The sequence below is a fragment of the Mycolicibacterium iranicum genome, assembly GCF_002101705.1.
GTDB classification, from domain to species: domain Bacteria; phylum Actinomycetota; class Actinomycetes; order Mycobacteriales; family Mycobacteriaceae; genus Mycobacterium; species Mycobacterium iranicum.
The window spans coordinates 116,740-141,788 of sequence record NZ_LQPC01000047.1 but is presented as its reverse complement, the minus strand read 5'-3'; the positions used below and the strand labels follow the sequence as shown (position 1 = coordinate 141,788).

Sequence of the window (25,049 nt, the reverse complement as noted above, 5' to 3'; positions counted from 1 at the left end):
CGTCAGCGTGTGCCGGGTATCAGCCAGCGGCCGGAGAGAGCCCGCCAGCCCACGAAGATCAGCCGCAACACCATGAAGGTGGCCAGGCCCGCCCAGATCCCCAGCAGACCCCACCCGTAGGCCAGCGACAACCAGATCAGCGGTAGGAAGCCGAGCAGCGCACTGGCCACCGTGGCATTGCGCATGAACGTCGCGTCACCCGCACCCAGCAACACGCCGTCGACGGCGAAAACGATTCCGGCAATGGGCAATATGCCCACCAGGAACCACCACGGCACCCCGATCGCGTCGAGCACCGAGCGATCGGTCGTGAACACCGATGGGATCACCGAGGACCCCAGCGCGAACACCGCGGCGAGGACGAGCCCGGCGACGGTCGAAAAGATCGTCACCCGCCACGCCACCGACTTTGCGTGCGTCAACTGCCCGGCGCCCAGCGCGGCACCGACCAGCGACTGCGCGGCGATGGCGAGCGAATCCAGAACGAGTGCAAGGAAACTCCACAGCTGAAGCACCACCTGGTGCGCGGCCACGGACGCGGCTCCGAAGCGCGCCGCAACCGCGCCGGCGGAGATGAAACACGCCTGGAACGCCATGGTTCGCAATATGAGATCGCGGCCCATCACCACCTGCGCGCGCAGCACAGCCGGACGCACCCCCAGGGGCACCTTCTCCACGAACAACGCCCGGCAGAACAACAGGGCGGCCAACCACTGCCCCACCACGTTCGCCACCGCAGACCCGGACAGCCCGAGCTCGGGCGCTCCGAACCATCCGAAGACCAGGACCGGACACAGCAGCGCCGACAGCCCGAAACCGACGACGACATATCGCAAGGGCCGCACCGTGTCCTGCACGCCGCGCATCCAGCCGTTCCCCGCGGCCGCGATCAGGATCGCCGGCACCGCCAGGCTGGCGATCCGCACCCACGGCAACGCCGCGTCGGCGATGTCGCCACCTGCGGCCAGCGCGGACACCAGCGGAACGGCAGTGACCTGGACGGCGGCCACGATCGCGGCACCGATCCCGAGCGCGAGCCAGGTGGCCTGTACCCCCTCCTCGACCGCTGCCCTGCGGTCCCCCGCCCCGAAGAACCGCGCGGCGCGAGCGGTGGTGCCGTACGACAGAAACGTCAGTTGAGAGCTGAGCACTCCCATGACAAGTGCGCCGATGGCCAATCCGGCCAGGCTCAACGCGCCGAGACGACCGATGACAGCCAGATCGAACAGGAGATAGACGGGTTCGGCCGCGAGAACCCCCAGTGCCGGGAACGCCAGCGCGGCGATGCGCCGACTGCTCGCCGGTTCGACGGCGTCAGCCAAGGGCCGCACGCAATGCCGCGATGACGTCGGCGGCGGCCCCGGTGGCCGAGTACCCCGCGGCCAGGCGGTGTCCGCCTCCGCCGAAACCGGCGGCGACTGCCGACACATCGACGGTCTTGGCGCGCATCGACACCGACCAGCGTTGCGGCTCAATCTCTTTGAAAACCGCCGCCACTTCGGCCTGCTGGGTGGTGCGGACGATGTCGACGATGCTCTCGACCTCTTCCGGTCTGGCCGCGGCCCACTCGTCGTGATCGACCACGGCATAGACGAACCCGCGGCCGTCGAGCGCGTCGGGGATCAATTCGGCTGACCCCAGCACCCGCGACAACATCGGCAGCCACGCGAACGGATGGGTGTCGAGCAGCGTCCGGCTGATCGTCGCGTTGTCGACGCCCGCCTCGACCAACCGGGCCGCCAGCCGGTGCGCGCGGGCACTGGCCCAGCGGAATGATCCGGTATCGGTGGTCAGCCCGGCGTACAGGCAGTGCGCAACCCCGACGTCGATCGGTTTGCCCCATGCGTCGAGCAGCTCGGCGACCTGCATCGTCGTCGAGTCAGCAGAGGTGTCCACGAAGTTCGCGCTGCCGAACAGCTGATTGGAGACGTGATGATCGATGACGAGGACGTTGCGGTCACCGGCGGCGAGTTCGCGCAGCGCACCGAGTCGGTTCACGCTCGGGATGTCGACGGTGACGAGCAGGTCGGCATCGCGACGCAGTGTTGCCGGAGGAACGAGCAGGTGCCCGCCGGGCAGCGAACGCAGGGACTCGGGCAGTTCGTCCGGCTCGGCGAAACTGACCTGCACCGCCTTGCCGGACTGCTCGAGAACCAGAGCCAGTGCCAGTCCGGCCCCGATGGTGTCGGCATCCGGGAAGACGTGACAGACGATGCTCACGCTGTCCGCTTCTGCCAGCAGCTCGGCAGCACCGAACGCGTCCACGGCACGCGCGCCCGCGCCAGTCGTCACATCAGTCATCGAGCGAGTCGGAGCCACGCATGTCCTCTGCGGTCGATCCCCCGGTTGCCTCGTCCACCCCGCTTACACGGTAAGGGTCGGCATCGCCTGCGTGCTTGGCACCCTGACGAACTCTCGCCAAATCCTCATCTGCCGCCCTCGCCCGGGCCAGCAGCTCCTCCATGCGGTGGGCGGCGTCGGGCACGGTGTCCCGGGCGAACGCCAGTGTCGGGGTGAACCGCACTCCCAGCGAGGCTCCGACCCTGGTGCGCAGCACACCTTTGGCGCTCTCGAGCGCCGCGGCGGCCCCGGCGTAGTCGGGTTCCTCGTCGAGGGAACTCCCCAACACCGTGTAGTACAGCGTCGCGTCATGCAGGTCGTTGGTGACCTTCGCGTCCGTGATGGTCACGCCGGCGAGCCGAGGATCCTTGATCTCATACTCGATCGCCGACGCGACCAACGTCGAAATCCGCTTGGCAAGCCTTTTGGCCCGCGCGGGATCTGGCATCTAGACGCGTTCCTTTTCGACCAACTCGTACGTTTCGATGACGTCGCCTTCTTTGATGTCGGAGTAGGTCAGCGTCAGGCCGCACTCGTAGCCGTCGCGGACCTCGGTGACATCGTCCTTCTCCCGCCGCAGCGAAGAGATGGTGAGGTTCTCGGCCACCACGACGTTGTCGCGCAGCAGGCGGGCCTTGGCGTTGCGCCGCATGATGCCCGACTGCACGAGGCAACCGGCGATGTTGCCGACCTTGCTCGACCGGAAGATCGCCCGGATCTCGGCGCGGCCGAGTTCCTTCTCCTCGTAGACCGGCTTGAGCATGCCCTTGAGCGCGCTCTCGATCTCGTCGATGGCCTGGTAGATCACCGAGTAGTAGCGGATCTCCACACCTTCGCGGTTGGCCAGCTCCGTGGCCTTGCCCTCGGCGCGGACGTTGAAGCCGATGATGATCGCGTCCGAGGCCGACGCCAGGTTGACGTTGGTCTCGGTGACACCGCCGACGCCGCGGTCGATGACGCGCAGCTCGACCTCGTCGTCCACCTGGATGCCCAGCAGGGCCTCCTCGAGCGCCTCGACCGTGCCGGAGTTGTCGCCCTTGAGGATCAGGTTCAGCTGGCTGGTTTCCTTCAGCGCCGAATCCAGGTCCTCCAGGCTGATCCGCTTGCGGGTGCGGGCCGCCATCGCGTTGCGCTTGCGCGCGCTGCGGCGGTCGGCGATCTGCCGGGCGATGCGATCCTCGTCGACCACCAGGAAGTTGTCGCCTGCTCCTGGCACCGACGTGAAGCCGATGACCTGCACGGGACGCGACGGCAGCGCCTCGCTGACGTCCTCGCCGTGCTCGTCGACCATGCGGCGCACACGTCCGTAGGCGTCGCCTGCGACCACCGAGTCACCGACACGCAGCGTGCCGCGCTGGATGAGCACGGTCGCCACCGGACCGCGGCCGCGGTCCAGGTGCGCCTCGATCGCCACGCCCTGGGCCTCCATATCGGGGTTGGCCCGCAGATCCAGCGACGCGTCGGCCGTCAGGATGACCGCTTCGAGCAGCTGCTCGATATTGGTGCCGGCCTTGGCCGAGATGTCGACGAACATCGTGTCGCCGCCGTACTCCTCGGGCACCAGCCCGTATTCGGTCAGCTGACCGCGGATCTTCGCCGGGTCGGCGCCTTCCTTGTCGATCTTGTTGACCGCCACCACGATCGGCACATCGGCCGCCTGCGCGTGGTTGACGGCTTCCACCGTCTGCGGCATGACACCGTCGTCGGCGGCCACGACCAGGATCGCGATGTCGGTGGCCTTCGCGCCGCGGGCGCGCATGGCGGTGAACGCCTCGTGACCCGGGGTGTCGATGAACGTGATGGGCCGCTCGGTCCCGTCGAGGTCGACGGTGACCTGGTAGGCACCGATGTGCTGGGTGATACCGCCGGCCTCGCCCTCGCGGACGGTGGCGTTACGGATCGTGTCCAGCAGTCGGGTCTTGCCGTGGTCGACGTGACCCATGACCGTGACGACCGGCGGACGGAACTCGAGGTCCTCCTCGCCGCCCTCGTCCTCGCCGTAGGACAGATCGAACGACTGCAGCAGCTCGCGGTCCTCGTCCTCCGGGGACACGACCTGCACGACGTAGTTCATCTCGCTGCCCAACAGCTCGAGGGTCTCGTCACCCACCGACTGGGTGGCCGTGACCATCTCGCCGAGGTTGAACAGCGCCTGCACCAGCGAGGCCGGGTTGGCGTTGATCTTGTCGGCGAAATCGCTCAGCGATGCGCCGCGCGCCAGCCGGATCGTCTCGCCGTTGCCGTGCGGCAACCGCACGCCACCGACAACCGGGGCCTGCATGTTCTCGTATTCGGCCCTTTTCGCGCGCTTTGACTTGCGTCCACGCTTCGGGGCGCCGCCGGGACGGCCGAACGCACCCGCCGCGCCACCGCGCTGACCGGGACGTCCACCGCCGCCGCCACCCGGGCGACCGCGGAAACCTCCACCAGCGGGAGCTCCACCGCCGCCACCTGCGCCGCCGCGGTAGTTACCGCCGCCGCCACCACCGGGACGACCGACGCCGCCAGGTCCGGGACGAGGACCGCCACCGGGACGGGGACCGCCACCGGGACGCGGCCCGCCACCTGGGCGGGGACCGCCGCCGGGACGCGGGGGCATATTGCCCGGCGTCGCACCGGGACGGGGCCCGCCTGCGCCGGGTCCGGGTCGCGGACCGCCGGGACCCGCCTGTGGCCTCGGGGCGGGACGCTCGACCGGCTGCTGGGAAGAGAAGGGGTTGTTGCCGACGCGCGGGGTTCGCGGCGCGGGCTTCGGCCCGCCCGGCCGGGGACCGCCCGGGCCGGGACGCGGACCGGGGGTGGGACGTGCCTCGGGAGCCGCGGGCGTCTCCGAGGCCGCCGACGCGGCAGGCGCGGGTGGAGCCGCAGGCGTGGGCGGTGCCGGTGCCGCGGGCGGTGCGGCGGCAGCGGGTGCCGCCGGTGCTGCGGGTTTGGGCTGCTGGGGTGCGGGCGGTCCGGGTCGCGGACCGGGACGCCGGTCGGCGGATGGGGCCGGCTTGGCGGGCGAGCCATTGGACGCGCCGGCGCCGGGCTTCACCTTGTCGGTCTTGTTCCCACCGAATGATTCACGCAGCCGACGGGCGACCGGGGCCTCCACCGTCGACGACGCGGACTTGACGAATTCTCCTTGCTCGCCGAGACGGGCGAGCACTTCCTTGCTTGTGACACCGAGTTCCTTAGCCAACTCGTGCACGCGGGCCTTACCTGCCACTACATCTCCTGTCTAGGAGGCGACAGCGGTGGTAGGCGCCGCGCCTCGGGTTAGCTATGACGCATGGTCATCGGGGCTTCACGGTGTGCTCATGTTCTTCGCTTACCTGTTCTGTTGCCCGTGCGCGTCGGGCACCTCCCGGGATGGGAAATGCTCTGACACCGCGGTGATGTCCGGTGAACCGGTGATCCGCAACGCTCGGCCGAATGCCCGCCGGCGAACGGCCGCTTGCAGACATTCCGGATCGGGATGCAACCACGCACCCCGCCCCGGAAGCTTTCTCGCCGCGTCAACGGTCACGGCGCTGGAACCATTCCCAGGACCGTTCCCGCCGTCGACAGCGACAACCCGAAGCAGTTCGACGGCCAGCTCTCGTTTACGACATCCGATGCACGTCCGCACCGGGCCACCAACGGGGGTGGAGGTGCTTTTTCGCATCCGAGCCGATGTCTCGCGCTGGATCACAGCTGAGTCTACCGTCACCACGGCGCAGAGAGGAAAACGGTGCTGATGGTGATCCGGCCTCGCTGGTCAGCGCTCCTCCACCGCGCCGTGCGGGGCATCGCGGCGCGCTGCCGGCCGCGAGGCCTGGGGGTCCGCTCCCTCGGCGGCGTCGTCGCTGCGGATGTCGATGCGCCAGCCGGTGAGCCGCGCCGCCAGCCGCGCGTTCTGACCCTCCTTGCCGATCGCGAGCGACAGCTGGAAGTCCGGCACGATCACCCGGGCCGCACGGGCCGCCGCGTCGATCACCGTCACCGACACCACCTTGGCCGGCGACAGAGCATTGGCCACGAACCTGGCGGGGTCTTCGTCGAAATCGATGATGTCGATCTTCTCGCCGGAGAGCTCGCTCATCACATTGCGCACTCGCTGTCCCATCGGACCGATGCAGGCGCCCTTGGCGTTCAGCCCGGGCGCCCGCGACGCCACCGCGATCTTGGAACGATGCCCTGCCTCGCGGGCCACTGCCACGATTTCCACCGATCCGTCGGCGATCTCGGGCACCTCCAGCGAGAACAGTTTGCGCACCAGGTTCGGGTGGGTGCGCGACAGCGTGATGAGCGGCTCACGCGCGCCGCGGGTGACGCCGACGACGTAGCAGCGCAGCCGGTCGCCGTGTTCGTAGCGTTCGCCGGGCACCTGCTCGGCGGCGGGGATGACGCCCTCCGAACCCTTGGTCTCGCTTCCCATCCGCACGACGACCAGACCGCGGGCATTGGCGCGGGCATCGCGCTGGATCACACCGGCGACGATGTCGCCCTCCCTGGCGGAGAATTCGCCGTAATTCTTCTCGTTCTCGGCGTCGCGGAGGCGCTGCAGGATGACCTGACGGGCGGTCGTCGCGGCGATGCGACCGAAACCCTCTGGGGTGTCGTCCCATTCGTGCAACACGTTGCCGTCTTCGTCGGTTTGCCTGGCCATCACCTTGACAACGCCGGTCTTGCGGTCGATGTCGATGCGGGCGTCCGCCTCGTGCCCCTCGGTGTGCCGATATGCAGTCAGCAGAGCCGATTTGATCGTTTCGACGACGACGTCGACGGTGATCCCCTTGTCGGCCTCGATCGCGTGCAGTGCCGCCATATCGATGTTCACGGTCGGGCATCCTCTCCGGAGACACCGGCCAGTTCCAACTCGCGTGGACTCGGCGGTGAAAACTCCACCTGGACAACAGCTTTGGTTATGGCATCGAGTGCGATCTCGCGCACCTCGGGGTTCTTGCGCGGTTCACGCACGACGACGCCGACGGTCCCGTCGCCCAGCTGACCGATCCGTCCGATCAGGCTCGACCCATCAGCCAGGGTCAACTCCGCTAGCCGACCCCGCGCCCTGCGGTAGTGCTTTTCGCTGGTCAGCGGGCGGTCCACCCCGGGCGAGGACACCTCGAGCACATAGGGCGGTGAGTCCAGTTCGTCGAGCAACTCGGAAGCAATTCTCGACAGTTCGGCAACGGAGTCGAGGTCCAGACCGCGGTCGCCGTCGGCCACCACCGTGATGCGCGGCGGGCGGGCGGCGGCGTCGATCACCACGTCTTCGATGTCGTAGCCCGCGCGCGCGAACGACCCGTCGAGAAGTTCGATCACCTGTCGTTGCGACGGTAATCCCGTAGACCGCTCCGCCACGGCGAGCTCCTCGTCTTGAGTTGTCCGGACACGGTGCGCAGGGAGGGCCCTGCGAATCCGACTCCCCACGATACGCCAGCGTGGCCTAGACAAATAACGAAAAGCGCGCACCGCCGACCGGCTGTCGGGGAAGTGGGTTCTGCGACCCCGCGACGGACGGATGGCAGGATGTGGCACGTGCCGAGACCGCCGACCGTAAGCCGTCGACGTGTGCTCGTCGGGGCGGCTGCGCTGGCAGCGCTCTCGGTCACCGCGGCAGGTTGCGCAGACCCGCCTCCTCCGCCGGACCTCGACGATCTCACCACCGCGCTGGACCGGGCGCGATCCGATGCCGAACTGGCCTCCGACGTCGCCGAGACCGTCCGCGGACGGCTGGCCGACGTACTGACCGACATCGCCGCCCAACGTGCCGCCCACGCCGAGGCGCTGTCGGAGGAGATCGTGCGGATGACGGGCCACCCGGCGCCCACTGCCAGCACGACGGCGAGTCCCGTCCCGACGACCACGACATCGCCGTCGGTGCCCGCACCGAAAGCCGAGGACGTGACCGGGGCGCTGCGCGCGTCGGCCGACAGCGCAACGCAGGCCGCGGGTGCGCTGTCGGGGTACCGAGCGGGCCTGCTCGCCTCGATCGCCGCGTCGTGCACCGCCGCGTACGCCGTCGCGCTCGCCGGGACGGGGCAATGACCTCTCCCGAACCCGATTCCACCATGCCGGCGCGTCCGGAGGACTCCGCTGCGGCTGCCCTCTTCGACGCGATCGCCACTGAGCACGCCACGATCTACGGATACGGCGTCGTGTCGGCGCACTCCGTACCCGAGGTCAACTACCTGGTGTCCACAGCCATCGCCGAGCATCGCGCGCGCCGCGAGGCGGCCATCGAGCTGGCTGAGCAGCAGGGCTTCGCCGTGGCGGTGCCGGCTGCGGGCTATCAGATGCCTATGGAGATCGACAGCTCGGCCGACGCCACCAATCTCGCGGTCCGGATGGAAGAGGATGCCGCCGTGGCGTGGCGTGCCGTCGTCGAGCAGGCGACCGACCAGAGTGTGCGCGCGTTCGGGGTGACGGCGGTGTCCGAATGCGCCGTCACCGCCGCCCAGTGGCGCGTCATCCGCGGCGACAAGACGGTCACCGTCGCCTTCCCCGGCGGCAGCGAATAGCCGGCCGTCAGCCGGAGATCGCGCTGCTGATCTCCCCCACCGCGCCGTCAATCGCCACGTCGCGCTTGTTCCCGCTGAAACGGTCGCGCAGCTCGACCACTCCGTCGGCCCACCCGCGCCCGACGACGACGATCCACGGCACACCGAGCAATTCGGCGTCCTTGAACTTCACTCCGGGAGAGGCGGTCCGGTCGTCGAGGAGCACGTCGATGCCGAGGCGGTCCAGGTCGGCGGCCAGTTCCGTGGCGCCCGTGCGGGCGTCGGCGTCCTTGTTGGCGATGACGACGTGCACATCGAACGGCGCGACGCTCGAGGGCCAGCGCAGACCGAGTACGTCGTGGTGCTGTTCGGCGATCACCGCGACCAACCGGGACACGCCGATGCCGTACGACCCCATGGTGAGCCTGACCGGCTTGCCGTCCTCGCCGAGCACATCGGCATTGAACGCATCGGCGTACTTGCGGCCGAGCTGGAAGACATGTCCGATCTCGATGCCGCGCGCAGCCACCAGGGTGCCCGCGCCGTCCGGCGACGGGTCACCCTCGCGGACCTCGGCGGCCTCGATGGTGCCGTCCGGGGTGAAGTCCCGTCCGGCCACGAGGTCGACGACATGGTCGCCCTTGGAGTCCGCACCCGTGATCCACGCCGTACCGTCGACCACCCTCGGGTCGACAAGGTAACGAACGCCGTTGGCCAACAAACCTTTCGGTCCGATGTATCCCTTCACCAGGAAGGGGTACCTGGCGAAGTCCGCATCGTCGAGCATCGCGTACTCCGCCGGCTCCAGCGCGGCGCCGAGGCGCTTGTCGTCGACGTCGCGGTCGCCGGGCACGCCGACGGCGAGCAGCTCCCACTCGCCGCCCGGCTCGCGCACCTTGAGCAGCACGTTTTTCAGGGTGTCGGCGGCGGTCACCGGGCGGCCGGCGAAACTGGGCAGGTCTGCGCTATTGGCCCAGTCGACGAGAGTGGCGATGGTCGGCGTGTCACCGGTCTGGTGCACCGTGGCCTCTGGCAGACCCTCGAACGGGATGGCGTCGGGCACCGCGGTGATCACGGCCTCGACGTTGGCCGCATAGCCCGATTCGGGGCAGCGTACGTAGGTGTCCTCGCCGACGTCGCTCTCGGCGAGGAATTCCTCGGACGCACTGCCGCCCATCGCCCCCGACACCGCCGAGACGATCACGTAGCGCACCGCCAGCTTCTCGAAGATCCGCTGATAGGCCTCGCGGTGTCGGTGGTAGGCGGACTTGAGCCCGCCTTCGTCGATATCGAAGGAGTATGAGTCCTTCATGATGAATTCGCGACCGCGCAGAATGCCGGCACGCGGGCGCGCCTCGTCGCGGTACTTCGTCTGGATTTGGTAGAGCGTCAGCGGAAAGTCCTTGTAGGACGAGTACTCGCCCTTGACCGTCAGCGTGAAGAATTCCTCGTGCGTCGGTCCCAGCATGTAGTCGTTGCCGCGGCGGTCTTTGAGCCGGAAGACTCCGTCGCCGTACTCCGTCCACCGGTTCGACGTCTCGTACGGCGCCTTAGGAAGCAGAGCCGGGAACAGAATCTCTTGTCCCCCAATGGCATTCATCTCATCGCGGACGACCTTCTCGATCTTGCGCAGCACCCGCAGACCCAGCGGCAGCCAGCTGTACAGGCCGGGCCCGACGGGCCGAACGTAGCCGGCCCGGATGAGCAGCTTGTGGCTCGGCACTTCGGCGTCGGCCGGATCGTCGCGCAGGGTGCGCAGGAACAGCTCGGACATGCGGGTGATCACAGCCGACCACCTTACTGATCGGCTGGATCCCCGCCCGAGTCGCTACGCTCCCACCCCACCGAAACTAGAGCTCGCCCGCCTCCACGGCTTCGCGAGTCTCCCGTGCCCGCGCGATATCTCGGGCCGAGTATCCGATGAACAGCGCCGCGACACCGACTACCAGCGCGATCGCGGCGACCCACAGCAGCGAGTACGTGTAGCCGTGCCCCAGCGCGTCGAGCTGGGCAGGGCTCATGTCCTTGACCGGCCCCATGGTCCCCCCCAGATACAGGGTGCGCGACGTCTGGACGGCCTGGATGACGACGAGCACCAATGGGCCGCCGAGATTGAACACCATCAGCGTCACCGAGGACAGTGGGCCGATGTCGCGGGGCGCCACGTTGGCAAGCAGGCACAGCGGCAGGATCACCGAAATCACCCCGATGCCGACCCCGCCGACGACGACAGGCAGGAAAAGGTCGGGAAAGTATGGAATGGACCGGTCCAGGGTGGACCCGTACAGCATGGCCACGAGCACGAGGACGCCACCGCCGAGGATCACCCAGCGGGGCGCTATCCGCGGGGCGAGGTGGGTCGCCAGGACGTTGCCGAGGACGAACGCGACCGCGAACGGCATGAAGCTGATGCCGGCGCGCAGCGGCGAGTAGCCGAGCACATCCTGGACGAGCAGTCCGATCATGACCGACAACGTCAGCATCACACCGCCGGCCAGGAAATACGCGACGAACGACGCCACCCGGTTGCGGTTGTCGAAGATCGACAGCGGCACCAGAGGGTTGTCCGCTCCACGCTCGTCGAGCAGGAAGGCGATGAAGAACACCGCGGCCGCCACCACAGCCCCGATCACCCACGGGTCGACCCAGCCGCGGGGCGGACCCTGGGTGAACACCAGCACCGCCGACGTGCACGCCATCGTCGCCAGTAGCGCCCCGGTGATGTCGAGCTTGATGCGTTCGTGCCGGGTCTCGGCCAGCCGAGTCACCGCGATCCAGATGATGACGATGCCGATCGGCACGTTGACCAGAAACGCCAGCCGCCAGGACAGACCTGTGACCGCGCCCCCAAGGATCAGCCCGAGGACAGACCCAAGACCCTGCATGGCCGCCGACACGGCGAGCGCGCGGTTTCGGGCATGCCCCACCGCGTACGTCGTCGCGATCAGCGCCAGGCCGGTCGGGGCAGCCACCGCGGCGCCGACGCCCTGGACCGCGCGGGCCACGACGAGCGTGACCTCTTCGGTGGCCAGGCCGCATACCAGCGAGGCGATAGTGAAGACGCCCACTCCGGACAGGAAGGCGCGCTTATGGCCGACGGCGTCGCCGATCCGTCCGCCGAGCAGCAGCAGACCTCCGAAGGCCAATACATAGGCTGTGATGACCCAGCTCTTGCCGGCGTCCGAGAGATCCAGATCGGCCTGCATCCGGGGCAGCGCGACGATGACGATGGTGCCGTCGAGGGTCGACATGAGCTGCATGCCGGTGATCGCGACGATGGCGATGCCGAGCACCGACGAGGACAGTGGTTCCGTCTCGCGTTCAGGCGACCCGGAAGCCATGGTTGGCCACCCTACCGACCCGGTGATTTCGGCGTGGTCGAGCTAACGCTCTGCCCTGGTCTGATGTCGAGCTAAAGCTCTGCCCTGGTCTGATGTCGAGCTAAAGCTCTCCGGCGTCGATGGCGTCCTTGACTTCCTGGGCGTGCGCCACCTGCTCGGCGGTGTAGCCGATGAACAGCGCCGCACCGCCGACGATGACGGCGACCGCGGCGACCCACAGCAGGCCGTAGGAGTACCCCTGGTCCAGCGCGTGCAGTTGGACGGCATTCATGTCGCTCACCGGCCCGGTGGTGCCGCCGAGGTACAGGGTGCGCGACGTGATGACCGCCTGGATGATCGCCAGCACGACCGGTCCGCCGAGGTTCTGCAGCATCAGCGCGATCGCCGACACGGGACCGATCTGGTCGAAGCCGACACCTGCGATCGCCGACACGGTCAGCGGCACGACGATCATGCCGATGCCGAAGCCGCCGACCGTGATGGGCAGCACGAGGTTCGGGAAGTACGGGATGTTGGCGTCCAGCGTGGATCCGTAGATCATCGCGGCCAGCACAAGCACGCCTCCGCCGATCACGAGGATCCGCGGCGGGAACTTCGACACCAGCGCCGAGGAGACGCCGAGCCCGATGCCAAGGGCGATGACGAACGGGATGAAGCCGATGCCGGCCCTCAGCGCGCTGTAGCCGAGGATGTCCTGCACGTACAGCCCGATGGTCACGGTCAGCGTGAACATCACGCCGCCGGCCAGGAAGATCGCGGCGAACGTGGCGACCCGGTTGCGGTCGTAGAACAGTTCGAACGGCACGACGGGGTTTTCGGCGGTGCGCTCGACCCACAGGAAGGCGATGAGTGCGCCGACTGCGACGATGCCCGACCCGATGGTGACCGGTGAGATCCAGCCCGCTTCGGGCCCGATCGAAAAGGCGAAGACGGCGGCCGTGCAGCCCAGAGTGGCCAGAAGCGCTCCGGTGGCATCGAGCTTGAGGCGTTCGCGGTGGGTCTCGCGCAGGGTCCGGCGGGCCAAATGGATCATCAGCAGACCGATGGGCACGTTGATGAGGAAGGCCCAGCGCCAGGACACCTCGGTCAGGGCACCGCCGAGGATCAGGCCCATCACCGAGCCGATGCCAGTCATCGCCGCGAAGATCGCTGTTGCGGCGTTGCGGGCCGGCCCCTTCGGGAATGTCGTGGCGATTAATGCCAGTGCGGTCGGTGACGCGATAGCCGCGCCGACGCCTTGCAGCAGGCGTGCGATGACGAGGGTGGCTTCGTTCCACGCCAGACCGCACAGCACCGACGCGATGGTGAACAGTGCGACGCCGACGATGAAGGTGCGCTTGCGGCCGATGACGTCGCCGAGGCGGCCGCCCAGCAGCATGAGGCCGCCGAAGGTCAATACATACGCGGTGATGACCCAGCTGCGGCCGGCGTCGGAGAGGCTGAGCTCATCCTGGATCCTCGGCAGCGCCACGATCGCGACCGTGCTGTCCATCGTGGCCAGCAACTGCATTCCGCCGATCGCGACCACCGCCGCGATGAAACGCCGCGACGGCATCCAGGCAGGGGTCCTGTTAGGTCGGGCCGCGCCGTCTGTAGGGCCACCGGGATGTCCGCCTGCCGTCTCACCCACCCCGGGAACGCGCGTCGGCAGGGCCCGGTCAGACACTCGGTCCGAGCCTCGTTTGGTCCTGCCTTCTGCATCACGGTGGATGGCGGCACGCTCCGCATCGTTGAGAGCCGTCATATCGGGTTACCTTACAGTAATCTTAAGAACCCTTTAAGTGCCGAAGCCGGCCACCGCCCCGATAACGACGATCGCCGGGGGCCGAATACCGTCCGACCGGACGCGTTCGGGCGTCTCGGCGAGGGTTGCCCGCAAAGTCCGCTGCGATGACGTTGTGCCGTGCTGAACCACCAAGACGGGCGTATCTGCAGGTCGGCCGCCTCGAAGAAGAACTTTGACGAAAAGCTCGATCCGCTCGACGGCCATCAGCAAAACAATTGTTCCGCTCATCGCGGCGAGCGCATCCCAATTCACTAACGATTCGGGGTGGTCCGGCGCAAGATGACCGCTGACCACCACGAATTCATGAGTAAGACCGCGGTGAGTGACCGGAACGCCGGCCAATGCGGGAACCGCTATGGCACTTGTCACACCGGGCACCACAGTCACCGGAATTCCGGCGTCCGCGCACGCGATCACCTCTTCGTAGCCGCGGGCGAACACGAACGGGTCGCCGCCCTTCAGGCGGACCACGAACTTGCCTTCCTTGGCCCGCGCGATGAGGACGTCGTTGATCGCGTCTTGCGCCATCGCCCGGCCGTAGGGGATCTTCGCGGCGTCGATCACCTCGACGTCGGGCGACAATTCGGCGAGCAGTTCCTGCGGGGCGAGCCGGTCGGCGACCACCACGTCGGCATGCGCCAATAGTCGCCGCCCGCGAACCGTGATGAGTTCCGGGTCGCCGGGGCCGCCACCGACCAACGCGACGCCACCTTTGATGACGCCGGAGGCGGCCGCGCTGTCATCGGTGAGAAGACCCTGCTGCAGCGCCTCACGGATCGCCGTGCGAATGCCCGCCGAGCGGCGGTGCTCGCCCCCGGCCAGCACGCCCACCGCGAGCCCTTCGTACTCGAAGGTCGCCGGCGTGACGGCGGTGCCCTCGATCGCCACGTCGGCGCGCACACAGAAGATGCGGCGGTTTTCGGCCTCTGCGACGATTGCGGCGTTGACGTCGGGATCATCGGTGGCGGCGATCACATACCAGGCGCCTTCGAGGTCGCCGTCACGAAACTCGCGCATTGTCAGCGTGATTCCGTCGATCGCCTCGACGACAGGGGTCGCGGCCTTGGTGATGACGTGGACGTCGGCGCCGCTGGCGACGAGCAGTGGCAGGCGCCGCTGGGCGACCGTGCCACCGCCGACAACGACGACCTTCTTGCCTTCCAGGCGCAGGCCCACCAGATAGGCGTTGTCGGTCTCAGGACTCACCCGGCGAGCTTAAAGGTTGCCGCAGCCGCGACGAAGCGCGCGACCGCCCACGGGTGTGCCGCCGGGTGGGTGTGCAGATAGCCCGCGTGCACTCCGCCGGTGACGGCGCCGTCCTCGATCACCTGCCCTCCGCGGCCCCGGTAGCGCCAGGCGGGTTGCCGACCGTCGCCGTATTGCACTGTCGTCCGGTGAAATTCGTGACCCACAAGGCGATCGCCGACCCTGTGCAACGCAGAATCGGCCACTGCCACCGCATCCCGGTAGCCCAGGGTGAGCGATGCGGTGAATGACGCCGAACCGGCCAGCACGCCACACATCGGGTGCCCGTCGAGCTCGTCGACCAGATAGGTCAGCCCGGCGCACTCGGCATGCACCGGCGCTCCGCCCGCGGCCAGCGCCCTGATCTGACCGCGGACCACGTCGTTGGCCGACAGGTCGGTGCCGAACTCCTCCGGGAAGCCGCCTGGCAGGACGAGCGCGGACGCTCGCGCAGGCAGCGGGTCGCTCAGCGGGTCGAACTCCACGACCTCTGCGCCCGCGGCGGCCAGGATCTCGCGGTGCTCGGCATAGCCGAACGTGAACGCCTTACCGGCGGCGAGCGCCACGGTGGCAGGCTGAGTCGTCGGGAACTGCGCCGGCGTCCACGGCTCGTCGACGACCCGGCTCGCGGCGACCCTCACCACCGCGTCGAGGTCCACGTGGCGGGACACCAGGTCGGTCATCGCCTGAACCGCCGCGCTCGCCCGACGGCCGTGTTCGACGGCCGTCACCAACCCGAGATGCCTTGAGGGGACGGCGAGTTCGTCGGTCCGCGGGATCGAGCCGAGCACCGGCACGCCTGCGTGCTCGCACGCCTGGCGCAGCACGCCGTCGTGGCGTGCCGAGCCGACGCGGTTGAGAATCACGCCCGCCAGACGCACGGAACGGTCGAAGGTCGCAAAGCCGTGAAGCAATGCCGCGACGCTGTGGCTCTGGCCGCGCGCGTCGACAACGAGGACGATCGGAGCACCCAGCAGCCCGGCGACGTGGGCGGTGGAGCCCTGCGCGGGGCCGACCGTGGATTCGCTGATACGTCCGTCGAACAGGCCCATCACGCCCTCGACGACAGCGATGTCGGCGTCGTCGCTGCCGTGCCGGTACAGCGGTCCGATGAGGGGCTCGCCGACCAGAACCGGGTCGAGGTTGCGGCCCGGCCTGTCCGCAGCCAGCGCGTGATAGCCGGGGTCGATGAAGTCGGGGCCCACCTTGAACGGCGCCACCCGATGGCCGGCCCGCCGCAGCGCACCCATCAAGCCCGTCGCGATCGTGGTCTTGCCGCTGCCCGACGAAGGCGCGGCGATCACCACCGCCGGCGTGCTCACCGAGTGCCCCGCCCTTCGCACCGCGAGCGCGCGTGTCTGCACAGCGGCGCGCCGCGTTCAATGGCATTTCGCGCGCGCTCGCTCACCACTCGATACCCTTCTGGCCCTTGCGGCCCGCATCCATCGGATGCTTCACCTTCGTCATCTCGGTCACCAGGTCGGCGGCGTCCACCAGCGCCTGCGGTGCGTCGCGGCCGGTGATGACCACGTGCTGCGTGCCGGGTCTGTTGGCCAGCACGTCGATCACTTCATTCGTCTCAACCCAGCCCCACTTGAGCGGATAGGTGAACTCGTCGAGTACATAGAAGTCGTGGCGCTGCTCGGCCAGCCTGCGCGAGATCTCGGCCCAGCCGTCAGCCGCCGCGGCGGCGTGATCGACCTCCGTGCCCGCCTTGCGCGTCCACGACCAGCCCGACCCCATCTTGTGCCATTCGACCGGGCCTCCGACACCGCGCTCAGCGTGGGCACGGCCGAGCTCGGTGAGGGCCGTCTCCTCCCCCACCTTCCATTTCGCGCTCTTGACGAATTGGAACACGGCGATATCGAAGCCCTGATTCCAGGCACGCAGCGCCATGCCGAACGCGGCCGTCGACTTGCCCTTGCCCGGACCGGTGTGCACCGCCAGAAGCGGGGCGTTGCGTCGCGCCCGCGTCGTCAGCCCGTCGTCCGGAACCGTCAGCGGTTGACCCTGAGGCATCGCATCACCCTTCTACGCGGCACCCTTGACGAGGGCGGTCAGATTGTCGGAGCGCAAGTGCGCCAACCGGACCGCAGGCGCATCGAGCTGGCGGGCCAGTTCCTCCGCGAGATCGAGCCGGATATAAGACGTTTCGCAGTCGACGACGACCGCCGCCGCGCCTTCGGCCACCAGCAGAGCCGCCGCCGTGCGCGCCCGGCCAAGTGGGTCCGGCCCGCCTGTCGCGCGACCGTCGGTCAGCACCACGACGAGACTGCGGCGCACGCGATCGCGCGTCCGCTCCCGCACCACCATGTCGCGGGCGGCTAGAAGGCCCTGTGCCAGAGGGGTTTTCCCACCCGTGCTGAAGCGGGTCAGCCGCCGGCTGGCGATGTGCACCGACGATGTCGGCGGCAGCAACACCTGAGCGTCCTGCTGGCGGAACGTGATGACCGCGACCTTGTCCCGGCGCTGATAGGCGTCCCGCAACAGCGACAACGTCGCTCCACTGACCGCCGACATCCGGTCACGGGCCGCCATCGAGCCCGAGGCGTCGACGACGAAGATCACCAGGTTGCCCTCGCGGCCTTCCCGCAGCGCACGACGGACGTCGTCCGGATTCGGCCGTATGGCACCGGCTCCCGTCTGCCTGCCCGCCGCGGCCAGCAGCGTCGCGAACACATGCATGCCGTGGCCGGCGCCCGGCTCGTCGGTCGCCGAGATGACCGTGCCGGTGCGGTTGCGCGCACGGGACCTGCGGCCGGGAGCCCCCTCACCGACACCCGGGACCACGAGCGCCCGGGTCTTGAACGTCGCCGACGGCGGAGCGCTCTGCCGGGTCGCCGAACCGTTCTGTCGCGACGAATTCTGCTGCGGCGCTTGCTGGTCACTGGAGTGCGACGCTCCGCCGCCCGGCGGGTCCGGATCAGGATCGGGCTCCGGCGGATTATCCGCGGATTCGCCGGCCTGCTGCATCGCCTCGTCCAGCCGCTCGGGGTCCAGACCGGGATCGTCGAACGGGTCGCGGCGGCGACGGTGCGGCAGCGCGAGTTCGGCCGCCACCCGGATGTCGTCCTCGGTCACGGTTATATTTCCCGTCGCTTCGCTCGCCCCGGTTATATTTCCCGTCGCTTCGCTCGCCCCGGTTATATTTCCCGTCGCTTCGCTCGCCCCGGTTATATTTCCCCGCCACGCGGCGTGCGCCATCGCGGTCCGCGCCACCACCAGGTCGGCGCGCATCCCATCGACGTCGAAAGCAGCACATAGCGCCGCGATCCGCCGTAACTCGTTGTCGGGCAACACGACCTGTGGCACCAGTGCGCGGGCCGCGGCGATGCGTGCGGCCAGTTCGGCGTCCGCGTCGGCGTATCGCGCCGCGAAGCCGACGGGGTCGGCCTCGTACGCCAGCCGCGCCCGGATCACCTCGGCGCGCACGTCGACGTCGCGCGAGGCGGCGACGTCGACGGTGAGCCCGAATCGGTCGAGCAATTGCGGACGCAGTTCTCCCTCTTCGGGATTCATCGTGCCGATCAACACGAAGCGGGCCTCGTGACTGTGCGAGACACCGTCCCGCTCGATGTGCACCCGACCCATCGCCGCGGCGTCGAGAAGCACATCGACGAGATGGTCGTGGAGGAGGTTCACCTCGTCGACGTACAGCACACCACGGTGCGCTCGCGCCAACAGCCCCGGGGAGAACGCGTGCTCGCCATCGCGCAGTACCTTTTGCAGGTCCAGCGATCCGACGACGCGGTCCTCGGTGGCACCGATCGGCAGCTCCACCAACTGCCCGCCGTCACCACCGGACGCCGCGGAGAGCACCTCGGCGAGACCGCGCACGGCCGTCGACTTGGCGGTGCCCTTCTCGCCGCGGATCAGCACTCCCCCGATGTCCGGTCGGACCGCGCACAACACCAGCGCCAGGCGTAGACGGTCGTGCCCGACGACGGCGCTGAACGGATAGACCGGGACGCTGCGCGTCACGGTTTGACCATCGGCACGTGCGGGATTCCGTCGTCGAGGAACTCGTCGCCGTCGCGGACGAAGCCGTGCCTGCCGTACATATCCTCCAAATAGGTCTGGGCGTTGATGTGGCAGGGATAGTCGCCGACCTCAGCGAGCGCAGCCTGCAGCAATCTGGCGGTGTGGCCGTGGCCTCGATCGGTGCGCTTGGTGCACACCCGCCCGATCCGGAACGCCTTCTGCCCGGCCGGGTGCTCCTCCATCAGCCTCAACGTCGAAATGACCTCTCCCTCGGGGTTTTCCAGCCAAAAGTGCCGGGTTTCGGCGAGCAGGTCACGACCGTCGAGCTCCGGGTACGGAGTGGCCTGCTCGACGACGAACACCTCGACGCGCAGCTTGAGCAGCTCGTAGAGCGTCGCGGCGTCCAGGTCCTTGGCCCAGCTGCGGCGTAGCGCCACTGTCATCGGGAGAAGTCCTGAGTCAGACAGACGCCGCTGCCGGGGTGTGCTCGGTTCCCGCGGTCGACTGGCCGTCACCAGTCGCCGGGACGACGTCGGCGGACTTGTCCAGCTTGAGCACTTTGGTTCCGTACGCCCACACCTCTTCGAACAGCTTCGGCTCGTCGGACAGCGCAGTGCCGAGCGAGGGCACCATCTCCTTGAGCTTGGGCTCCCAGCTCGGGTATTGGTCGGGGAAGCAGCGCTTCATCACGTCGAACATCGCGGGCACTGCGGTCGACGCGCCGGGCGAGGCGCCCAGCAGGCCGGCGATGCTCCCGTCGGACGCGGTGAGCACGGTGGTGCCGAACTCGAGTGTGCCGCCCTTGCCCTTGGCCCTGCGGATGACCTGCACACGCTGGCCGGCGATGTCGAGCTCCCAGTCGGAATCCTTTGCGCTGGGCGCGAAGTCGCGCAGATTCTCGACGCGGGCCGCCTCGCTGAGCAGTAGCTGGCCGATGAGGTACTTCACCAGACCCATTTCGGTGACGCCCACGCCCAGCATCGACATCAGATTGTTGGGCCGAACCGAGAACGGCAGATCGGTGACCTTGCCCTGCTTGAGGAACTTCGGCGACCACCCGGCGAACGGCCCGAACAGCAGCCAGGACTTGTCGTTGATCACGCGGGTGTCCAGATGAGGGACCGACATGGGCGGGGCGCCCAGCGGAGGCAGCCCGTAGACCTTGGCCTGGTGCTTGGCCGCCAGCTCCGGATTGCCCGTGCGCAGCCACTGGCCGCCGACGGGGAAACCGCCGAAGCCCTTGGCCTCCTTGATGCCTGCCTTCTGCAGCAGCGGCAACGCCCCGCCGCCCGCGCCGACGAAGACGAACTTGGCGTTGAAGTCCCGCGTGAAACCGGTGCGGCGGTTGACGACCTTCACCGTCCACGAGCCGTCGGAGTTCTGGCTGAGGTCGCGGACTTCGTGACCGAACAGGGTCGACAGGCCCTGCTTGGCGCCGTATCCGATGAGCTGGCGCGACAGGGAACCGAAGTCGACGTCGGTGCCGTCCTGCGTCCAGTTGAGCCCGACGGGCTCCGAGAAGTCCCGCTTCTCGGCCATCAGCGGCAGCCGGCGGGCGAATTCGTCACTGTCGTCGATGAACTCCATGGTCGCGAACAGCGGGTTGGTGACCAACGCTTCGTAACGCTTGCGGAGATACTGCACGTTGTCCTGGCCGGAGACGAACGACACATGCGGGATGGGGTTGAGGAAGCTGCGGACGTCCGGGATGACGCCGTTGTCGACCGCGTAGGCCCAGAACTGCCGTGAAACCTGGAACTGTTCGTTGACGTTCACCGCCTTGGCGATGTCGATCGAGCCGTCGGGGCGCGCCGGGGTGTAGTTCAGCTCGCACAGCGCGGAGTGGCCGGTACCGGCGTTGTTCCACGCGTCGCTGCTCTCGGCGGCGGCGCCGTCGAGGCGCTCGACCAACGTCATCGACCAGCTCGGCTCCACCAGCCGCAGCAACGCGCTGAGGGTGGCGCTCATGATGCCGGCCCCGACCAGCAGGACGTCAATCTTCTCTGCTTCTGACACCTTTTCGTGGGTCCTTCGTGGTTGCTGCCCGTCGAACACGGCTTGCCGGTGTTCAGGTTATCCCGCCCGGCTTTTCCGTAACCCGCCAACCACTGCCGAAACGCTCGCCGCCGCCTGCGCGCCGTTAGGGTGGCAAACGTGTCTCGATGGGAGCCCGACGTGCTGCCCGGATACTGGCAGTGCACCTTTGCGCTCGGCCCCGATCCCGACGGCGAGGGAGAGTTGGAGGCGACGCTGGTGCGCCGCGGCGACGCGGACCCGTCGGCGCGGCATGCGGTGTTGATGGTCCACGGCTTCACCGACTATTTCTTCAACACCGAGATCGCCGACCACTTCGCGGCCCGCGGTTTCGCGTTCTACGCCATTGACCTGCACAAATGTGGACGCTCACACCGTCGGGGACAGACGCCGCATTTCACCACCGACCTGGCGCGCTACGACGTCGAACTGGAGCGGGCGTTGGATGTGATCGCGGCGGTGTCGGGTCCGCAGGTGCTCGTTTACGGCCACTCGGCGGGCGGCCTGGTGGTGTCGCTATGGCTGGACAGGCTGCGAGCGCGGCGCTCCACGGCGCGCAAAGGCGTCGGAGGGCTGGTGCTCAACGCCCCGTGGCTGGATCTGCAGGGGCATGCGATCTTGCGCACACCACCCACCTCGGCGGCGCTGATGGCCATGCGCAGGTTCCGCAAGCATTCGGTGATCCGCCGACCGGTCAGCGAGGGCGGGTACGGCTCGACTTTGCACCGCGACTTCGCCGGCGAGTTCGACTACAACCTGGAGTGGAAACCGGTCGGCGGCTTCCCGGTCACCTTCGGGTGGATCCATGCGATCCGGCGGGGCCAGGCGAAGCTGCACCGGGGCCTCGATGTCGGCGTGCCGAACCTGATCCTGCGGTCCGACCACAGCGTGCGCGAAGTCGCCGACCCCGCGCTGATCCAGAAAGGCGACGCTGTGCTGGAGGTGTCGCAGATCGCACGATGGGCCGGCTGCATCGGTAACCGGACGACGATCGTGCCGATCGCCGACGCCAAGCATGACGTCTTCCTGTCGCTGCCCGAGCCGCGCAGGCGGGCCTACGACGAGTTGGACCGTTGGCTGCACTGGTATCTGTCCGAGGCCACAGGCGCACCGGGCGCCACCGCATCACCGTCCGAGGGGAGCACAGGGCATGGCTGATTTCGACATCGCGATCATCGGGACAGGCTCTGGGAACTCGATCCTCGACGACCGGTACGCCGACAAGCGCGTCGCGATCTGCGAGCAGGGTGTGTTCGGCGGCACCTGCCTCAACGTGGGCTGCATCCCGACGAAGATGTTCGTCTACGCGGCCGGGGTGGCCCAGCAGATCCGGGAGTCGAGCCGATATGGCGTGGACGGACATCTGGACGGGGTGCGATGGACGGACATCGTGTCGCGGGTGTTCGGCCGGATCGATCCGCTGGCCAGCGGCGGTGAGCAGTATCGACGTTCCTCACCGAACGTCGAGGTGTTCGCCAGCCACACGCGGTTCGCCGGGCCTGATACCGGCGATGGTTACCGGCTCCGGACGGACGACGGCGACGAGTTCACCGCCGACCAGGTGGTGATCGCCGCAGGCGCGAGAGCGACGGTGCCGCCCGCCATCCGCGATTGTGGGGTGGCGCATCACACCAGCGACACCATCATGCGAATCTCGAATCTGCCCGAACACATCGTGATCGTCGGCGGCGGCTTCGTGGCCGCCGAGTTCGCCCATGTCTTCTCCTCTCTCGGGACGAGGGTGACGATCGTGCTGCGCGGCACGACGATGCTGACCCATTGCGACGACACGGTCTGCGAGCGATTCACCGACATCGCAGGCAAGAAGTGGGAGATCCGCAGCCGGCGCAACATCGTCGGTGGCGAGTCCGACGATTCCGGGGTCCGGTTGCGGCTCGATGACGGTTCGACGCTGGAGGCCGACACCCTCCTGGTCGCGACGGGGCGCGTCCCCAACGGCGACCTCCTCGATGCGCACCTGGCGGGGATCGAGGTGAACGACGGCCTGGTCGCCGTCGACGAATTCCAGCGCACCACAGCGCGAAACGTCTTCGCGCTGGGTGACGTCAGTTCCCCGTTTCAGCTCAAGCATGTTGCCAACCACGAGGCCCGTGTCGTCAAACACAACCTGCTGCAAGGCTGGGACGACACCGCGAACCTGATGCCCGCCAATCACCGCAATGTGCCGTCCGCGGTGTTCACCGAGCCGCAGATCGCGTGCGTGGGTCTGACCGAGAACGAAGCTCGCGCAGCTGGTTACAAGATCCGGTCGAAAGTTCAGGACTACGGCGATGTCGCCTACGGGTGGGCGATGGAGGACAACACGGGGTTCGCCAAGCTGATCGTCGACGATGACAGCGGGCTGCTGCTCGGCGCGCACATCATGGGCCATCAGGCGTCGTCGATCATTCAGCCGATCATTCAGGCGATGGCGTTCGACCTGCCGGCACAGGAGATGGCGCGCGGCCAGTACTGGATTCACCCGGCGCTGCCGGAGGTCGTCGAGAATGCGTTGTTGGCGCTGTGCGGCGAGCCGCCATGGCCGCGGCCCCGGCGGCACTAGGCAGAAGCCGCGGCCCCGGCGGCACTAGGCAGAAGCCGCGCCCCCGGCGGCATTAGCTTTAGCGCCGAAACTGCATTCCGCGCGGTCGTTTCGCGGATTTTCGCGCGCGGAATGCAGTTTCGGCGGCGGTCAAGTCAGGCGGCGGTCAAGTCAGGCTGCGGTGGCGCCGCGCAGGTAGCCGCGACTGGCCGCGACGTCGACCAGCAGGCGTCGCAGCGTGCGCCTGCCGCGGTGCAGACGTGACATCACGGTGCCGACCGGGGTTCCGAGGATGAGCGCAATCTCCTTGTAGCTCAGCCCTTCTACGTCTGCGTAGTAGACGACCAGACGCTGCTCCTCGCTGAGCTGTTCGAGCGCCTGCCTGACCTCGTCGTCGCCCAGGGATTCCAGCGCGGCGAGCTCGGCTGAGGGTAGGCCCGTCGACGAATGCCCCGCGTGGTCGTGCAACTGCGCATCGGTGAGGCCTTCGGACAGGATCTCCGCCGGCCTGCACTGGGACCTGCGGTAGGACTTGATCCACGTGTTGGTCAGGATGCGCAGCAGCCAGGCGCGGATGTTCGTCCCTTCTTCGAAGCGATGAAAAGCTGCGTAGGCCTTCATCATCGTCTCCTGCACGAGGTCTTCTGTATCGGCGGCGTTGCCGGTGTAGCGGCGCGCGGCACGCTACAGGGTGTCCAGCAGCGGCAGTGCGTCGCGCTCGAACCGTTCCAGATCTGGATCCGTCATCGTCATGGTCATGCTCGGTTCCCTCCACATCGCTTCTGTCGTCGTTGATTCCAATCTAGGAGCGATCGACGCGAATTCCAGATGTGCATAGGAAACGCAAACATTTGCAAAACATTTGAACGAGAACAGCTTTCAGATTCGACGGGTGACGGCGAACGCGCCCGGACCCGTGGCGGCCAGAAGCAGGAAGCCGAAGCAGTACAGCACCGCGGTCTCACCACCGTTGACCAGCGGCCAGAATCCGTCGGGGAAGTGCATCCAGAAATAGGCGACTGCCATCATGCCCGAGGCCAGAAATGCGGCGGGCCGGGTGAGCAGGCCGATGGCGATGAGGCCGCCGAGCACTATCTCCAAGGCGCCGGCCCACCACATCGGCCAGGCGCCGAGCGGTGCGGGTGACCCCTGCGGCCAGCCCGCCAGCTTGGCGGTGCCGTGCATCATGAACAACAGGGCGACGACGATGCGGAACACGCCGAGCGCGATGTCGGCCCGTACAGTCGGACGGGCCTCGAGCGTGGTGTCAGTGGACATGACGGAGAACCTTCCCTCGCATGGTGTGAATC

Annotated in this window: 22 protein-coding genes; 4 read left to right on the top strand and 18 right to left on the bottom strand. The window is 68.1% G+C overall.

The annotated features are described in order from the left end of the window. Positions 1-2 precede the first annotated feature (2 nt). From AWC12_RS21825 to rimP, 7 genes are all read right to left on the bottom strand, one after another. Positions 3-1,322, bottom strand: a complete 1,320-nt coding sequence (locus AWC12_RS21825) for an MATE family efflux transporter (protein ID WP_024446015.1) — start codon at positions 1,320-1,322, stop codon at positions 3-5. Further along, complete coding sequence (locus tag AWC12_RS21820) at positions 1,315-2,301, bottom strand: DHH family phosphoesterase (RefSeq protein ID WP_133057374.1); 987 nt, start codon at positions 2,299-2,301, stop codon at positions 1,315-1,317. Before AWC12_RS21820 ends, AWC12_RS21825 begins: the two co-directional genes overlap by 8 nt. Next, the gene (rbfA, locus tag AWC12_RS21815; RefSeq protein WP_024446017.1) at positions 2,294-2,788 is read right to left on the bottom strand and encodes a 30S ribosome-binding factor RbfA; all 495 of its coding nucleotides are present in this window, start codon (positions 2,786-2,788) and stop codon (positions 2,294-2,296) included. Before rbfA ends, AWC12_RS21820 begins: the two co-directional genes overlap by 8 nt. Next, the gene (gene infB, locus AWC12_RS21810; protein WP_085176901.1) at positions 2,789-5,551 is read right to left on the bottom strand and encodes a translation initiation factor IF-2; all 2,763 of its coding nucleotides are present in this window, start codon (positions 5,549-5,551) and stop codon (positions 2,789-2,791) included. Between the two features lie 102 nt (positions 5,552-5,653). Then, positions 5,654-5,989: a YlxR family protein gene (locus AWC12_RS21805; protein WP_412093729.1), complete on the bottom strand. Its 336-nt coding sequence runs from the start codon at positions 5,987-5,989 to the stop codon at positions 5,654-5,656. Positions 5,990-6,082: 93 nt separating this feature from the next. Beyond that, positions 6,083-7,144 (bottom strand): transcription termination factor NusA, encoded by a 1,062-nt coding sequence (gene nusA, locus AWC12_RS21800; protein WP_024446019.1) that lies wholly within the window; start codon positions 7,142-7,144, stop codon positions 6,083-6,085. Continuing rightward, positions 7,141-7,671, bottom strand: a complete 531-nt coding sequence (gene rimP, locus AWC12_RS21795) for a ribosome maturation factor RimP (RefSeq protein ID WP_024446020.1) — start codon at positions 7,669-7,671, stop codon at positions 7,141-7,143. The genes nusA and rimP overlap by 4 nt, the downstream gene beginning before the upstream one ends. Before the next feature lie 168 nt (positions 7,672-7,839). On the opposite strand from rimP, the gene AWC12_RS21790 reads away from it, so the two are divergent. After that, positions 7,840-8,358 (top strand): hypothetical protein, encoded by a 519-nt coding sequence (locus AWC12_RS21790; protein WP_024446021.1) that lies wholly within the window; start codon positions 7,840-7,842, stop codon positions 8,356-8,358. Further along, positions 8,355-8,831, top strand: a complete 477-nt coding sequence (locus AWC12_RS21785) for a ferritin-like domain-containing protein (RefSeq protein WP_085176899.1) — start codon at positions 8,355-8,357, stop codon at positions 8,829-8,831. The genes AWC12_RS21790 and AWC12_RS21785 overlap by 4 nt, the downstream gene beginning before the upstream one ends. A gap of 7 nt (positions 8,832-8,838) precedes the next feature. Here the strand turns inward: AWC12_RS21785 and AWC12_RS21780 are convergent, their stop codons facing one another. From AWC12_RS21780 to mqo, 9 genes are all read right to left on the bottom strand, one after another. Then, positions 8,839-10,596: a proline--tRNA ligase gene (locus AWC12_RS21780; protein WP_085176897.1), complete on the bottom strand. Its 1,758-nt coding sequence runs from the start codon at positions 10,594-10,596 to the stop codon at positions 8,839-8,841. Positions 10,597-10,660: 64 nt separating this feature from the next. After that, positions 10,661-12,151 (bottom strand): MFS transporter, encoded by a 1,491-nt coding sequence (locus AWC12_RS21775; RefSeq protein ID WP_085176895.1) that lies wholly within the window; start codon positions 12,149-12,151, stop codon positions 10,661-10,663. A gap of 100 nt (positions 12,152-12,251) precedes the next feature. Next, complete coding sequence (locus AWC12_RS21770) at positions 12,252-13,895, bottom strand: MFS transporter (RefSeq protein ID WP_085176893.1); 1,644 nt, start codon at positions 13,893-13,895, stop codon at positions 12,252-12,254. 33 nt (positions 13,896-13,928) lie between these two features. Continuing rightward, positions 13,929-15,143: a uroporphyrinogen-III C-methyltransferase gene (gene cobA, locus AWC12_RS21765; RefSeq protein WP_085176891.1), complete on the bottom strand. Its 1,215-nt coding sequence runs from the start codon at positions 15,141-15,143 to the stop codon at positions 13,929-13,931. Beyond that, positions 15,140-16,504 carry a cobyrinic acid a,c-diamide synthase CobB gene (locus AWC12_RS21760; protein WP_085177371.1) on the bottom strand — a complete coding sequence of 455 codons (1,365 nt, stop codon included), beginning with the start codon at positions 16,502-16,504 and terminating at the stop codon, positions 15,140-15,142. Before AWC12_RS21760 ends, cobA begins: the two co-directional genes overlap by 4 nt. 82 nt (positions 16,505-16,586) lie before the next feature. Next, entirely contained in the window at positions 16,587-17,201 is a 615-nt protein-coding gene (cobO, locus tag AWC12_RS21755; RefSeq protein ID WP_024447141.1) for a cob(I)yrinic acid a,c-diamide adenosyltransferase, read from the bottom strand. 12 nt (positions 17,202-17,213) lie between these two features. Then, positions 17,214-19,163 carry a magnesium chelatase subunit D family protein gene (locus tag AWC12_RS21750; protein WP_085176889.1) on the bottom strand — a complete coding sequence of 650 codons (1,950 nt, stop codon included), beginning with the start codon at positions 19,161-19,163 and terminating at the stop codon, positions 17,214-17,216. Beyond that, a complete protein-coding gene (locus AWC12_RS21745; RefSeq protein WP_085176887.1) occupies positions 19,160-19,606 on the bottom strand; it encodes a GNAT family N-acetyltransferase in 447 nt (148 codons plus the stop codon). The genes AWC12_RS21750 and AWC12_RS21745 overlap by 4 nt, the downstream gene beginning before the upstream one ends. Before the next feature lie 16 nt (positions 19,607-19,622). Then, positions 19,623-21,179 carry a malate dehydrogenase (quinone) gene (gene mqo, locus AWC12_RS21740; protein WP_085176885.1) on the bottom strand — a complete coding sequence of 519 codons (1,557 nt, stop codon included), beginning with the start codon at positions 21,177-21,179 and terminating at the stop codon, positions 19,623-19,625. A gap of 138 nt (positions 21,180-21,317) precedes the next feature. Here mqo and AWC12_RS21735 point away from each other — a divergent pair, with 138 nt between their 5' ends. Together AWC12_RS21735 and mtr are read left to right on the top strand one after the other, a co-directional pair. Further along, entirely contained in the window at positions 21,318-22,355 is a 1,038-nt protein-coding gene (locus tag AWC12_RS21735; RefSeq protein ID WP_085177369.1) for an alpha/beta hydrolase, read from the top strand. Beyond that, on the top strand, positions 22,348-23,760 hold the full coding sequence (gene mtr / locus AWC12_RS21730; protein WP_085176883.1) for a mycothione reductase: 1,413 nt from the start codon (positions 22,348-22,350) through the stop codon (positions 23,758-23,760). The genes AWC12_RS21735 and mtr overlap by 8 nt, the downstream gene beginning before the upstream one ends. A gap of 150 nt (positions 23,761-23,910) precedes the next feature. Here the strand turns inward: mtr and AWC12_RS21725 are convergent, their stop codons facing one another. Continuing rightward, positions 23,911-24,375, bottom strand: a complete 465-nt coding sequence (locus tag AWC12_RS21725) for a sigma-70 family RNA polymerase sigma factor (RefSeq protein WP_420087730.1) — start codon at positions 24,373-24,375, stop codon at positions 23,911-23,913. Between the two features lie 243 nt (positions 24,376-24,618). Then, a complete protein-coding gene (locus tag AWC12_RS21720) occupies positions 24,619-25,017 on the bottom strand; it encodes a DoxX family protein (protein WP_085176881.1) in 399 nt (132 codons plus the stop codon). Positions 25,018-25,049 lie beyond the last annotated feature (32 nt).